Genomic DNA, 12,654 nt, shown 5'->3' with positions numbered 1-12,654 from the left:
CCTTCGTCCGGCATCGGCCCGCCCCTTACTGCCCCGCCATGGGCTCAAAAGGTGCGCCATGAGGCCGTCCGCGCTGCGCGTCGCCGCCGCGGCGCTGCTCACGCTGTCCGCCGCGGGCTGCTCCGGGAGCCCTCCGGAGGCGGCTGCGGCGGTGGCGCCGACGCACGCACCGGTGCGGGTGGAGGCCGGACCGCTGGGGGCGAATCGACCGCGGCCGTTCGGCACTTCCTCGGTGTGCCGTGCGCCAGTCCGCCGGCCGGCGGACTGCGCTGGGCGCCGCCGCACCCCGCGGCCCCGTGGCCTCCGCACGACCTTCGGGGACGACGCCGGCCTGGTGGCAGCCAGATATCCGCTGTCCCGGTACGCGTCGCCGCCGCCGGCCTGGTCCACGGTCATCACCGACGCGTCGTGGGCCTGCCGGACGGCGGCCGCCGAGCACCAGTGCCCGTTCTGGGCAACCGTCCGGCAGGCCACCCCGACGCGCGCACGGGCGGCCGGTATCTCCCCACGAGACGCCGGCCGCCCGTGTCCTCACCCCACCGTGCAGGCGAGCGCGGTGACGGGATCAGGGTCACCGCCGACCCGTGCTTGGGAGCGCTCCCAAGCACTGGTCCGGGGAGGTTAGCGCGACGGTGCGGGACTGTAAACGCTTTGGCTGGAACTCTCCCGAACGCGCCGCGCGTCATGAAGACCGTGATGGACACGGACGACACGGACGACGCGGCGCTCGACGAACTCAGCGAGATCTGGGAGGACATACGGGAGAACTATCAGGAGTCGGGCAACAGCGACTACGACCGGACGGTGCTGGACTGCGCCGCCCGGCTCGCCGCCGACCCCGGCGGCGAATCGGCCCACGTGTGGACGATCGGGCTGACGATGATGGCCCCCTACCTCACCTGGCTGCCCGGTGAAGGGGTCGTCCGGCAGGCCGTGGCGGCCCTGGAGACCGCCGACCGGACCCTGCGCGAGCACCACTGCGCCCATGACTCGCATCCGTACCGGAGCCATGACGAGGCAGAGGACGAGCACCTCGTCGAGTTGCTTCCCGCGCTCGACGACGAGACGGCCGCGTGGGTGGAGGAGCGTCCCCGCGACGAGTGGCGGTGCCCGCTCAACGCGGCCGGATTCGCGCGGATAGCCCTGGACATCGTCCACCCCGGTTCCGTCCCCGATGTGCCGCCGCGGCTGCCGGCGGAGGCCAAGGAAGCGATCGATACGCTCTCCGCGCTGCTGCACGGATACCCGAAGCCGTGGACCGACATCGACGGGGAGATCAGCAGCCACGCCTCCGAACTGTCCGGTGCGGCGCCGGCGGACCGCGCCGGACGGCTGATGGTGGTCAGGGCGGTGACCTGGTACGCGGTCTCCGGCATGGTGCGTACGAAGTCCGTGCTCGACGACCTGATCGCGGCGGTGGAGGAGACGCTGCCGCACCTCGCGGACGCCGTCTGCGGCCACGACGGGCACCCGTCCCTGCCGGACAGCGGACCGGGCGCCGCGGAGCTCGGCATCGAGCTGAGCAGTGCCGGCGGACGGAACGTCTACGAACAGTCCCGCATCAGGTCGGGCCGCAACCCCCCGCTGGAACAAGTGGTGTGCCCGGTCCTCATGGCGGAGATCGCGGACGAGACGCTCTCGCTGCTGCGCGAGCGCCACGACGAGATCTTCGGGGAGCGCGACACCTCCCACGCCGACGCCGTATACCTGCGGGCGGACGGCCGGCTGGACATCGAGAAGCTGGTGGAGCGGACGGATCACAAGAGCTGGAACGAGCAGTACGCCGATGATCTGGCCCTGTGGGCCGCCCGTCGACACGCGCAGTCCGACGAGCGGGATCGCGCCGTGCTGCTGCTGGTGGCCCGCCAGGCGGTGTCCAACTCCTACCCGGCCCCTCCGCTCGCCGTCGTGCGGGGCGTCCTGAGCACCATGCGCCCCGTCGCCGCCGCGCCCCTGCCCGCCGGGTGTTCGCACCCGGACGAGCACCCGACGCTGCGGTACGCCAGGTTCCGCGAGGGGATGGCGCACTTCTGGGACCCGGAGGCGTTTCCCCCGGGCGCGGAGACCCGCAGCCCGGAGTCCTGGACGTGTCCGCGGTTCGCCGCGTCGGTCGCAGAGGGCTGCGTCGCCGAACTGAGGGGCCTGTACAAGGACGAAGAACCGTCCGACGCGGGCTGACCGCCCGGCCTCCCGGCCCGGCCAGGGCCGTCTCAGGGCCGTCTCAGGGCTGGGAGGCGTCCGGAACGGCGGTGGGGTACAGGCTCTCCGGCAGGGACACGTTCCACGCGGTGATCACCGGGTTGCCGTGTTCCCTGCCCAGCCGGGAGACCGCGCCCGTGGCGAGCTGGAAGAGCGTGCCCTCCGCGGGCGACAGGCCCAGGTAGCGGGCGGTCAGGACGCGCAGGAAGTGCGAGTGGGCCACCAGCACGATGTCCTCGTCCCGGGCGCGTCCGGCCGCCTCCCCGACCATCGCGAGCACCCGGTCGGCCCGCTCGCCCACCTCCACGGGGGTCTCGCCGGGGTGCGCCTCCGGGCCGGCGGCGACGCCGTCCGTCCAGAGGTTCCAGTCGGGGCGGGTGAGGCGGATCTCGTCCGTGGTGATGCCCTCGTAGCCGCCGTAGTCCCATTCGCGCAGCTCGGGGGTGATCCGGGGGGCGCCGAGCCCGGCGAGTTCGGCGGTGCGCCTGGCCCGTACCGAGGGGCTGACCAGGGTGAGGGCGATGTCGCGGTCCGCGAGCAGCGGTGCGAGGGCGCGGGCCTGGCGTTCACCGAGGGGGGTCAGGGGGAGATCGGTGTGGCTCGTGTGCTGCCCGTTGCGGGACCACTCGGTCTCGCCGTGCCGGATCAGGATCAACTCGCCCATGTGAAGGCCATCCGCTCTCGGTGCTGTTACCGCTCATGTGCTGTCGATGGTGCGAACCCGCTGGTCCACGATCCCATTCCGGCCGTGGCGGGTCGGGTGGGCGCGCCCACCCGGTTTCCGTCCGGAAACACCGACAGGGGGCTGTCGCCGGAGGCACCGAGAGTGGGCAGGGCCGGGACGAGCCCGGCGGAACACGTAAGGGATGTACGTCATGGCTCAGTTCAACGCGGTCGCCTGGTTCGAGATCGGCACCGCCCGTCCGGCGGAGGCCGAGCGGTTCTACGGGGACGTGTTCGGGTGGACGGTCGCGCACGACGACACCAGGAGCACCGACCAGGCGTACCGGATCATCGCCACGGGGGACGGCGAGGGAATGAGCGGCGGGCTGTTCGCCACCGAGGGCAGGATGCCGGACTACGCGGTCTTCACCGTGCTCGTGGAGGACGTCGAGGCGACCTGCCGCCGGGTCGAGGAGGCGGGCGGCAGCGTCCGGCGCGCGCCGCAGGTCAATCCGGTCGGGGTGACCTTCGCGCACCTGCTCGACCCGGCCGGCAACCACTTCGCCGTGTTCAGGCCGCCGTTCGTCCGGGCCTGACCCGGTCCGCCGGCCGGGCCGGCGGCTGCCCGTCCGCTCAGCCCCGTCGGCTCAGCTCAGCGAGAGCTGGTGCACGACGCCGTACGGGATGTCGAGGTCCTCGCGACGCAGTTCCCTCGGCTCCGGCACCTCGGCCGTGACGTGGACGGAGACGATCCGGTCGGTGCGGAAGGCACGCAGGGCGTCCCGCGTCCGGCACCAGGCGAGCAGGTACCAGTGACCCGTCTTGCCGATGTAGCCGAGCGGCTCGATGTCGCGCGTCGTCGCGGCGCCTTCGCGGTCGCCGTACTCGATGCGCAGGACGCGGCCGGTGGACAGCGCGTCCGTCACTCCTCGCGGCCCCCGCGCGGGCGCGGGCGCGTCCACCGGTCCGAGCAGGTGGACGCGTCCGGCCATGTCGTGCGCGGCGGCCGCGTCGTCCTCCCCCATGGCGGCGACCAGCTTCCGCAGCGCCGCCGCGGCGGTCGTCCGGAACGGTGTCCCCTCCATCCCGCGCAGCGCCACCGCCATCGCGACCGCCTCGCCGGGGGTGAGGTTGACCGGCGGGAGCGTCCGGCTCCGGTCGAGGCAGTAGCCGCCGGTGCGGCCGGGCTCGGCCCAGATCGGCACACCGGTCTGCTGCAGGGCGCCGATGTCGCGCTCGATGGTGCGCGAGCTGACCTCGAAGCGGTCGGCCAGCCAGCGCGCGCTGCGCGGACGGGGTGACACGGCGCGCAACTCCTCGACCAGGGCGTAGAGGCGATCTGTCCGGTTCACCCGGCCCAGTCTAGGACTCTCCGCACACCCGGTTGACCGGCAGCGGTCAAGGCGTGAGAGGGTCGCCCCGGGCGCAGTCAACGGCATACAGGGGATGGTTCGCGGTGGTCGGCTCGGACGTGACCCGAGACCTACGAGTCGAGGAGGCCCCGCCCGACCCGGCACTGTGGACGGCGGACTTCCGGCGGTTCTTCACCGCCCGCACCACTTCCCTGCTGGGCGACGCGATGCTCCCCGTCGCGATCACGGCCGCCGTGATCCGCGCGGGGTACGGGGCGAGCGGTGTGGGTTACGCGCTCGCCGCACTCGTGGCTCCGTTCGCGGCGCTGATCATCTTCGGCGGCGTGCTGTCCGACCGCCTGGGTGCCCGGCGGCTGATGATCGTCTCCGACGCGGCCCGGCTGTGCTCCCAGGGACTGCTCGCGCTGCTGTTCCTGCTCGGCACGCCCCGGCTGTGGCAGATCCTGGTGCTGCTGGCCCTGATCGGGGCGGGCAGCGCGCTCTTCCAGCCGGGAGTCGCCAGCATCACGCCGCGCATCTCCCGGGACGTGCAGAGGGCCATCGCCACCCTTCGCGTCTCGGAGTCCGTCACCGTCGTCATCGGACCGTCCCTGGCGGGCCTGCTGCTGGCGGTGTCCTCGCCCGCCTCTGTGGTCGCCCTCGACGCGCTGACCTATGCGGCCAGCGGGGCGTTCCTGCTCCGGATCCGGTCGGTCCCGATGGGACCGGCCGGGCGGGAGGGCGAAACCTCGTTCCGCGCCGATCTGGTGGAGGGATGGCGGGAGTTCAGGTCCAGGACCTGGCTGTGGAGTGTCATCGTCGTCTTCATGCTCTGGCAGCTGGCCGGAGCCGGCCCCACCACGACCCTGGGCAACAGCACGCTCGTCACCGACTACGGGGCGTCCGTGTTCGGGCTGGTCATGTCGTCCCTGGGGGCGGGAAGCGTGCTGGGCGGGCTCGTCGCGATCAAGCTCCGCCCGCGGTACCCGCTCAGGGCCGGGGCCCTCTCGATGATGCTCTGGGTGCCGATGCCGTTGAGCATCGCTCTCGGCCTTCCCGCGCCGCTCATCGCCGGGTGCTACGGGGTGAGCGGCATCGGCATGGCGTTCTGGGTCGTCATGTTCCACACGAGTGTGCAGACCCACGTCCCGCAGAACGTCCTCGGCCGGGTGCACGCGTACGACGCGGCCGGCTCGCTGGTGATGAAGCCGGTCGGGCAGGCGGCGGCCGGGCCGCTCGCGCTCGCCGTGGGGGCCGGGCCGCTGCTCTACGTGGCCGGGTCCATGGCGCTCGTCGCCTGCGTTCTGCTGCTGGCGATCCCGGCCGTGCGCGGCCTGAAGCGCGTGGAGCGCCAGGCGTTCTGACCCGCGGGGCCGTGGAGGCGCCTGACGGGTGGGCGACGGCGGCCGGGGACGCGGAGGGTCAAGCGGACGCCGGTCCGCTGTCCGGGAGCGGGAGCGGCTCGGCCTCGTACCGGCCGGCCGCCGCCCTCGCCTCGGCCAGTACGGCCCGGTCGGTGAGGCGGCCGGCCCGGACGACGACGTCGACGCCGGCCGGGGTGAGCAGCGACCGGGTGAAGGCGATGACGGCCCACGCGTCGTCCTCGCCCGTCTCCGTCACCTCCCACACGCTCGTCAGCACCGCCAGGAGACCCCTGCCCCGCCAGCGGTAGACCGTGCCGGGGCGGGAGCTCAGCCGGGTGTCCGTACCCCGGATGCGGCGCGTTCGGCCTCGCACCCGGTACGCGACCTCGTCCCGCATCCGGGGCGCGCCCGGACTCCGGCCCGGCAGCGGGGTGTAGGTGAACGTGGCGTCGGTGCGCCTGCCGCCTCGCCACATGGGGAACGACGAGCACACGATGTGCCATGTTCCGGCCAGCCGTTCGGGGTTCGCGTCCAGGTGAGCCATGGGCGGGAGCCTACGGCCACTTCCGGGCGGGCCGGCGCGCCGTCATCCGGCCCGCCTGCCGCCGCGGGGCAGCCTGCCGGGACGGGCCGGCCGGAGCAGCACCGGGCGCAGCCTGCTGTAGCCGCGCACCGACACCGGTCGGAGCGTTCTGAGTTCGTATCCGGCCAGGCCCTCCAGTTCTCCGGCGAAGGCCGTGTCGGCCAGCACGGCGTCGGGGCGGGCCACCGCCGTGAGCCGGGCGGCGATGTTGACCGCTGCCCCGTAGACGTCACCGAAGCGGCTGAGGACGGCGCCGTACGCCAGCCCCGTCCGCAGCTGCGGCAGCTCCTGGTCCGTCTCCGCTCGGGCGGTGAGTTCCAGGGCGATGTCGGCTGCCGAGGATGCCGCCTCGCACACGAAGAACACCTCGTCCCCGATGGTCTTCACCACCCGGCCCCGGCCCTCGGCGACCACATCGCCGGTCAGCCTCTCGAACCGGTCGAGCACCCGGACGAGTTCGTTGCTGCCCAGTCCACGGGTCATGCGGGTGTAGCCGACCATGTCGGTGAAGCCGACGGCCCGGTCACGGACGTCCGCGCCCTCGCCGGACGGTACCGGCCCGTCTTCCGGGACGCCTCCCGGCTCTGCGGGCACGTCCTCCTCGGCCTCGGCGAGCACCCGTGCGGTGCAGGCCGCGAGGTGCCGCCGCCACACGTGCCGCTGCAGCAGTTCCAACTCCGGCAGCAGCGCCGCGGCACGGCCGGCCGGCTCCCGCCCCTCCGAAGGGCTGTGCGACGCGTGGTTCATCCAGGCCCAGAGGGTGTGCGCCTGCCACTCGGCGAGCCGGGACAGATGGTGGCCCAGGGCGCGCGCCATCATGGTCTCGCTCTCCTCCGTGATGAGCCCGGCCTCGATGAGCCGCTCCCCCACCCGCAGCGCGTCCACATCGGCGTCGGTGAACGCCCGTACGTCGTCGCCGACCGCCGGGAACCCGAGCGCACGCCAGATCTGCACGGTGCGCTCCGGCCCCACCCCGGACCGTTCGGCGATGTCCCGCCTCGTCCAGGTGCGGGCGCCTCCCAGGAGCACCTCCTCGACGGCCCGGCCCTGTTCGGCGGCCCCGGTCGCGGGCGGCTGTTCCGCCGAGGGTTCGGCCGCACTCATGTGGTGTGCACGATGAGCACGTCGAGTCCGGCCTTTCTGGCGACGTCCGCGGGTACGGACCCGAGGATGCGCCCGGCCAGCGAGCGCAGCCCCCGGTTCCCCACGACCAGGAGGTCGGCCGAGCATTCCCGGGCGATCCGCACGAGTGCGGCGACCGGTTCGTCCTGCACCGCGACGGACCGCATCTTCACCGCACCCTGCACCCGGGCCCGGTCCTTGGCGGTGCGCAGGGTGTCCTCGGCGGGGGCCGAACCCACCACCTGGTACGCCTCGGCTCCCAGCTGGTCCTGCGCCACGGCGAGTTCGGGCCCGCGCATCGGTACGTACGCGCAGGCGATCACGAGTTCGGCCCCGCAGGCGGCGGCGAGCCGGGCCGCTCCCTCGACGGCTGCCAGCGACGACTCCGAGCCGTCCGTGCCGACCACGACAGTCCGGTAGGCGACCAAGGCCAACTCCTTACCCCAGAGTAAACTTACTTTTGAGTAAGGTAGAGCGCGGTCAGCCCGCCGGGCAAGAGGCAGGACAGCCGCCACGCGCACGGTCCGGTCGAGCAGGGCCGCCGCGACGGCCCGGCCCCGCGCCCGGCGGGTCGTCCGGACGTCCGCCCCCTGCGCCGCCGTACGGTGCGCGGGCCTCGGACACCCGGGGCTCGTCCCTCGTGCCGGACCGTCCGACACGGCGGACATCGCCCGGATGGCACCCACGCCTGGTTGCGAGCCGAGAATGGGGGAAGCCGCACAAGACGCCCCTCACACAACGGAAGCAGGAACCGTCGTGACCACCTTCGTCATCACCGTCCCCGGAACTTTCGTCAACGGGATCTCCGACACCTCCCGCGCGTCGCTGAAGGAGACGCTGGCCAAGCGGCACACGGACTTGAGCAGAAGCGAGGGGCTCGACCTGCTGACGCTCAACGACGACGGCACCTTCTCCATCCGCCTGGAGGTCGAGGCCACGGACCGGTACGAAGCCGAGCTCGAAGCGGCAGGACTGGTGTCCACGGCACTCCGGGAGACGGGGCTCGCGGAGCAGGACGCGCCGCTCGGAAGCCCGGTCGTCACCGGAATCGACAGCGACCTCGACAGCTGGCGGACATCCTCCGGCGACTGAGCCCGGCCCGTTCGCCGGCGGGGCTGTCGGTGATCCGTCGGCCGTATGTCGGTGGCGGCTGACACCTTGATGCCGAGGGTGTCCCGCGGAACAGCCGCGGCCGCCCCCGATCGCGAGGAGCCGCACCGCCATGCCGTCGTCCACGTCCTCCACGCCGCCCTGGGATGTCCTGCGGCCACCGCGCGCCGACGGGCGCGTGTTCCTGGTGACCGGCGGCAATGCCGGTATCGGGTACTTCACAGCGGAGCAGCTGTCCGCGACCGGTGCCACCGTCGTGCTGGCCGGCCGGAGCCCAGCGAAGACGGAAGCCGCCTGTGCCTCGGTCCGCTCGCGGGTGCCCGGCGCCCAGGTGCGGGCCGTCCGGCTGGATCTCGCCGACCTCGCCTCGCTCCGGCCGGCGGTGGAGTCCCTGGAGGTGGAACGCCTCGACGCCGTGGTCCACAACGCCGGCGTCGCCCTCGACGACCCGCCGCGCCAGGAGACCCCGGCCGGCCACGAGCTGATGTTCGGCACCAACCATCTGGGGCACTTCGCGCTGACCCGGTGGCTGATGCCGCTGCTGTCGGCCGCACCGGCGGCCCGCGTCGTGACCGTGGGCAGCTTCGCGGCCAAGTCCGAGCAGCTCGACCTGGACGATCTGCACTCCCTCCAGGACTACCGGCCCAAGCGCGCCTACGGCCGCTCCAAACTGGCCCAGATGCACTTCGCCCTCGAACTCGACCGCAGGCTGCGCGCCGCCCGGAGCACGGTGGCGAGCATCGTGGTCCATCCCGGCGGGGCGCTCGACTCGCTCACCCCGTCGCGGCCGCCCGTCCACGTGCGGACCACGGGTGCCCGGCTCGGTGGCGCGCCGGCCGGCCTCCTCCTGCAGGGCAAGCACGCCGGCGCGTGGCCCGCGGTCCGGGCCGTGCTCGACCCCGCCGTGCTCGGCGGAGAGCTGTGGGGGCCGCGCGTCTTCGGGCTGCGCGGCAGGCCCCGGCGCGAACCGGTGTGGGACCACCTCACCGACACCCGCGGCGCGGAGCGGTTGTGGAACGCCGGCTGCGAGGCGACCGGCATCGACTTCGCCCCCTTCGTCACGGCGCCCCCCGCGCCGTGACGGCTCGGCCCTCCGTACCGGCTCAGCCCAGGACGACGTCCAGCGACGTACCGCCGACGACCACGACCTCGTACGGCCGGTCCGTGTCCGCCGTGACCCGGAGCGTGCCGCCCGAACGGACCAGCGCGTACGTGGCGGCCGGTGCGCCCGTGAGGTCGGGGACCGTCACCGTGCGGCTGAAGTCGCCGGTGCCTTGGGGGGCGTACACGCGCAGCTCCAGGTCCCGCGTCCAGTCGCCGTCGGGGCGCGAGGAGTCCGCGCCGAGCGGCAGCACCGCGCCGGGGCGGACCAGGAGCGGGAGGCTGTCGAACCCGTACGTGCCGCGGTGCCAGCCGGGTCCCGTCACGGTCTCGCCGGTCAGGAGGTGGGTCCAGGTGCCCTCGGGGACGTAGTACTCGACCTGCCCGTCCTCGCTGAAGACCGGCGCGACGAGGAGGTCGGGGCCGAGCAGGTACTGCCGGTCCACCGTGCGGGTGGCCGGGTCGTCGGGGAACTCCAGCAGCAGCGGCCGCATGGTCGGGACACCGGTGCGGTGGGCCTCGACCGCGGCACCGTACAGGTACGGCATCAGGCGGTGCTTCAGCTCGGTGAACCGCCTGGCGACCGCGACCGCCTCGTCCCCGAACTCCCACGGCACCCGGTAGGACGAGGAGCCGTGCAGCCGGCTGTGCGAGGAGAGCAGGCCGAAGGCGAGCCAGCGCTTGAAGACCGCCGGGTCCGGGGTGCCCTCGAAGCCGCCGATGTCATGGCTCCAGAAGCCGAAGCCGGACAGCGAGAGGGACAGGCCGCCGCGCAGGGACTCGGCCATCGCGCCGAAGGAGGACCAGCAGTCGCCGCCCCAGTGGACGGGGAACTGCTGGCCGCCCGCGGTGGCGGAGCGGGCGAACAGGACCGCCTCGCCCTGGCCGCGCTCCTTCTCCAGGAGTTCGAAGACGGCCTTGTTGTACAGGTGCGTGTAGTAGTTGTGCATCCGCTCCTGGTCGGAGCCGTCGTGCCAGACGACGTCGGTCGGGATGCGCTCGCCGAAGTCCGTCTTGAAGCCGTCGACGCCCTGGTCCAGGAGGGTCTTCAGCTTGCCCTGGAACCAGGCGGTGGCCTCGGGGTCGGTGAAGTCGACCAGCGCCATGCCGGCCTGCCACTTGTCCCACTGCCAGATGTCGCCCTCCGGGGTGCGGACGAAGTAGCCCTTCTCCGCGCCCTCCGCGTACAGGGCGCTCTTCTGCGCGATGTACGGGTTGATCCAGACGCAGATCCGCAGCCCCTTCTCCTTGAGCCGGGCGAGCATGCCGGCCGGGTCCGGGAAGGTCTCCGGGTCCCATTCGAAGTCGCACCACTGGTACTCGCGCATCCAGAAGCAGTCGAAGTGGAAGACGGAGAGCGGGATGCCGCGCTCGGCCATGCCGTCCACGAACGAGGTGACGGTCGCCTCGTCGTAGTCGGTGGTGAACGAGGTGGTGAGCCAGAGCCCGAAGGACCAGGCCGGGGGCAGGGCGGGGCGGCCGGTGAGCGCGGTGTAGCGGGTGAGGACGTCCTTGGGCGTGGGGCCCGCGACGACGAAGTACTCCAGGACCTGGTCCTCGACGCTGAACTGGACCTGGCCGACGGCCTCCGAGCCGACCTCGAAGGAGACCTTGCCCGGGTGGTTGACGAAGACGCCGTAACCGCGCGAGGACAGGTAGAACGGAACGTTCTTGTAGGCCTGTTCGCTGTTGGTGCCGCCGTCGGCCTGCCACATGTCGACGACCTGGCCGTTCTTGACGTACGGGGTGAACCGCTCGCCCAGGCCGTGGATCGTCTCACCGACGCCGAGCGCGAGCTGGGCGAGCATGTGGTGCCCGCCGTCCGCCACCGTGGCGAAGGCGGTGCCCTTGCGGCCGGCGGCGGTCAGCAGGCGGCCGTCCGCGTCGAGGAACTCCAGGCCGAAGCCGCCCTCTGTGGGCAGCCGCAGGGTGAGGGGGCCGCTGGTGAGTTCGGCGGCCGGGCCGTCGCCGCGGGTGGTGGCCGTGGCGTCCCCGGTGGCGCCGGGCAGCGCGAACTCCGGGCCGGGGCGGCGTCTGCCCGCGAGATGGGTGACGCGGACACCGATGACACCTTCGGCGGGGGCGAACGCCTCCACCGTGATCAGCGGCGCGTTGAGCGTGTCGCCGCGCCGCGTCACGCGCTTGACGGCGGCGTGGGCGGTGAGTCGGTCGGCGTCGAGCCGAAGATCGCGGAGTTCGGTGGCGTACGAGGCGTCCACACCGTCTCGCATCTGCCAGAAGCCGTCGGTGAACTTCATGGGGTCTTCCTTAGCCGGTGCGGGGGTACGGGCGGGTTCGGGGGTGCGCCGCCAGCCAGGTTTTGATCGTACACAAAACAAATATTTTTCGAAGCGCTTCGACGATGCGCAAACACACACCTCAGCCCTACCCCCAACCGGGACTCAACGTCGCAAGATCCACCCTCACGTTGCCTCTGCGTGACGGGCACGTCACAGGGATGGCCTAGAAACCCGCGCCAGGATGGCGTATTAGTACTGCCAGCAAACAAATCGCTCGTACGGCAGCGCGGCCGTCCGGGCATGTCGACAAGAGGCAGCAGAATGTCGAACCGCTTCAACCCCACCCCCGCCGACAGGTTCACCTTCGGACTCTGGACCGTCGGCTGGCGCGGCAACGACCCCTTCGGTGACGCCACCCGCCCCGCCCTGGACCCGGTCGAGTCCGTCGAGCGGCTCGCGGAGCTCGGCGCGCACGGTGTGACGTTCCACGACGACGACCTGATCCCGTTCGGCTCGACGGACTCCGAGCGCGCCGCGATCGTCACGCGCTTCAAGGACGCCCTCGACCGCACCGGTCTCAAGGTCCCGATGGCGACGACGAACCTGTTCACGCATCCGGTGTTCAAGGACGGCGGGTTCACGTCCAACGACCGTGATGTGCGCCGGTTCGCGCTGCGCAAGGTCGTCCGCAACATCGATCTGGCCGTCGAGCTGGGCGCCGGGACGTATGTGGCGTGGGGCGGCCGGGAGGGTGCGGAGTCCGGGGGTGCGAAGGACATCCGTCTCGCTTTGGACCGGATGAAGGAGGCGTTCGACCTGCTCGGAGAGTACGTCGTCGGGCAGGGCTACGACCTGAGGTTCGCCATCGAGCCCAAGCCGAACGAGCCGCGCGGCGACATCCTGCTCCCGACCGTCGGCCA

At 72.5% G+C, this 12,654-nt stretch carries 12 protein-coding genes; 6 read left to right on the top strand and 6 right to left on the bottom strand.

The genetic code is table 11. The annotated features are described in order from the left end of the window. Nucleotides 1–651 precede the first annotated feature (651 nt). Entirely contained in the window at nt 652–2,178 is a 1,527-nt protein-coding gene (locus ACIP89_RS17490) for a hypothetical protein (RefSeq protein ID WP_402115556.1), read from the top strand. 43 nt (nt 2,179–2,221) lie between these two features. Here ACIP89_RS17490 and ACIP89_RS17485 read toward each other — a convergent pair whose 3' ends face one another. Further along, nucleotides 2,222–2,863 (bottom strand): histidine phosphatase family protein, encoded by a 642-nt coding sequence (locus tag ACIP89_RS17485; protein WP_401929342.1) that lies wholly within the window; start codon nt 2,861–2,863, stop codon nt 2,222–2,224. A 211-nt stretch (nt 2,864–3,074) separates the two neighbouring features. Between ACIP89_RS17485 and ACIP89_RS17480 the strand changes: the two genes are divergently transcribed. Continuing rightward, complete coding sequence (locus ACIP89_RS17480; protein WP_402115554.1) at nt 3,075–3,458, top strand: VOC family protein; 384 nt, start codon at nt 3,075–3,077, stop codon at nt 3,456–3,458. Between the two features lie 51 nt (nt 3,459–3,509). Here the strand turns inward: ACIP89_RS17480 and ACIP89_RS17475 are convergent, their stop codons facing one another. Then, entirely contained in the window at nt 3,510–4,214 is a 705-nt protein-coding gene (locus ACIP89_RS17475) for a helix-turn-helix transcriptional regulator (protein ID WP_401930776.1), read from the bottom strand. 119 nt (nt 4,215–4,333) lie between these two features. Between ACIP89_RS17475 and ACIP89_RS17470 the strand changes: the two genes are divergently transcribed. Continuing rightward, nucleotides 4,334–5,578: an MFS transporter gene (locus ACIP89_RS17470; RefSeq protein ID WP_401929346.1), complete on the top strand. Its 1,245-nt coding sequence runs from the start codon at nt 4,334–4,336 to the stop codon at nt 5,576–5,578. A 58-nt stretch (nt 5,579–5,636) separates the two neighbouring features. Here ACIP89_RS17470 and ACIP89_RS17465 read toward each other — a convergent pair whose 3' ends face one another. From ACIP89_RS17465 to ACIP89_RS17455, 3 genes are read right to left on the bottom strand one after another with little or no spacing between them, the layout of a single operon-like run. Then, a complete protein-coding gene (locus tag ACIP89_RS17465) occupies nt 5,637–6,122 on the bottom strand; it encodes a hypothetical protein (RefSeq protein WP_401930771.1) in 486 nt (161 codons plus the stop codon). 42 nt (nt 6,123–6,164) lie between these two features. Beyond that, the gene (locus ACIP89_RS17460) at nt 6,165–7,265 is read right to left on the bottom strand and encodes an adenylate/guanylate cyclase domain-containing protein (RefSeq protein ID WP_402115553.1); all 1,101 of its coding nucleotides are present in this window, start codon (nt 7,263–7,265) and stop codon (nt 6,165–6,167) included. Beyond that, entirely contained in the window at nt 7,262–7,711 is a 450-nt protein-coding gene (locus ACIP89_RS17455) for a universal stress protein (protein ID WP_401929352.1), read from the bottom strand. The genes ACIP89_RS17460 and ACIP89_RS17455 overlap by 4 nt, the downstream gene beginning before the upstream one ends. Before the next feature lie 328 nt (nt 7,712–8,039). On the opposite strand from ACIP89_RS17455, the gene ACIP89_RS17450 reads away from it, so the two are divergent. Together ACIP89_RS17450 and ACIP89_RS17445 are read left to right on the top strand one after the other, a co-directional pair. Continuing rightward, entirely contained in the window at nt 8,040–8,375 is a 336-nt protein-coding gene (locus ACIP89_RS17450) for a hypothetical protein (RefSeq protein ID WP_402115552.1), read from the top strand. Nucleotides 8,376–8,505: 130 nt separating this feature from the next. After that, on the top strand, nt 8,506–9,474 hold the full coding sequence (locus ACIP89_RS17445; RefSeq protein ID WP_401929356.1) for an SDR family NAD(P)-dependent oxidoreductase: 969 nt from the start codon (nt 8,506–8,508) through the stop codon (nt 9,472–9,474). Nucleotides 9,475–9,496: 22 nt separating this feature from the next. Here the strand turns inward: ACIP89_RS17445 and yicI are convergent, their stop codons facing one another. Beyond that, nucleotides 9,497–11,752, bottom strand: coding sequence for an alpha-xylosidase (gene yicI / locus ACIP89_RS17440; protein WP_402115551.1), 2,256 nt, complete (start codon nt 11,750–11,752; stop codon nt 9,497–9,499). Between the two features lie 303 nt (nt 11,753–12,055). Between yicI and ACIP89_RS17435 the strand changes: the two genes are divergently transcribed. Beyond that, on the top strand, nt 12,056–12,654 hold a 599-nt coding region (locus ACIP89_RS17435), incomplete at its 3' end, for a TIM barrel protein (RefSeq protein ID WP_402115550.1).

It is taken from the genome of Streptomyces sp. NPDC088730 (assembly GCF_044751215.1).
In the GTDB taxonomy this organism is placed as follows: Bacteria; Actinomycetota; Actinomycetes; order Streptomycetales; family Streptomycetaceae; genus Streptomyces.
Note: the sequence above shows the minus strand (reverse complement) of the source record. Positions and strands in the feature narration are given on the sequence as shown.

Excerpts from the sequence above, each read along its gene's own strand:
- ACIP89_RS17485 (WP_401929342.1), bottom strand. The coding sequence starts at position 2,863 with ATGGGCGAGTTGATCCTGATCCGGCACGGCGAGACCGAGTGGTCCCGC.
- ACIP89_RS17480 (WP_402115554.1), top strand. The coding sequence starts at position 3,075 with ATGGCTCAGTTCAACGCGGTCGCCTGGTTCGAGATCGGCACCGCCCGT.
- ACIP89_RS17465 (WP_401930771.1), bottom strand. The coding sequence starts at position 6,122 with ATGGCTCACCTGGACGCGAACCCCGAACGGCTGGCCGGAACATGGCAC.
- ACIP89_RS17460 (WP_402115553.1), bottom strand. The coding sequence starts at position 7,265 with ATGAGTGCGGCCGAACCCTCGGCGGAACAGCCGCCCGCGACCGGGGCC.
- ACIP89_RS17445 (WP_401929356.1), top strand. The coding sequence starts at position 8,506 with ATGCCGTCGTCCACGTCCTCCACGCCGCCCTGGGATGTCCTGCGGCCA.
- yicI (WP_402115551.1), bottom strand. The coding sequence starts at position 11,752 with ATGAAGTTCACCGACGGCTTCTGGCAGATGCGAGACGGTGTGGACGCC.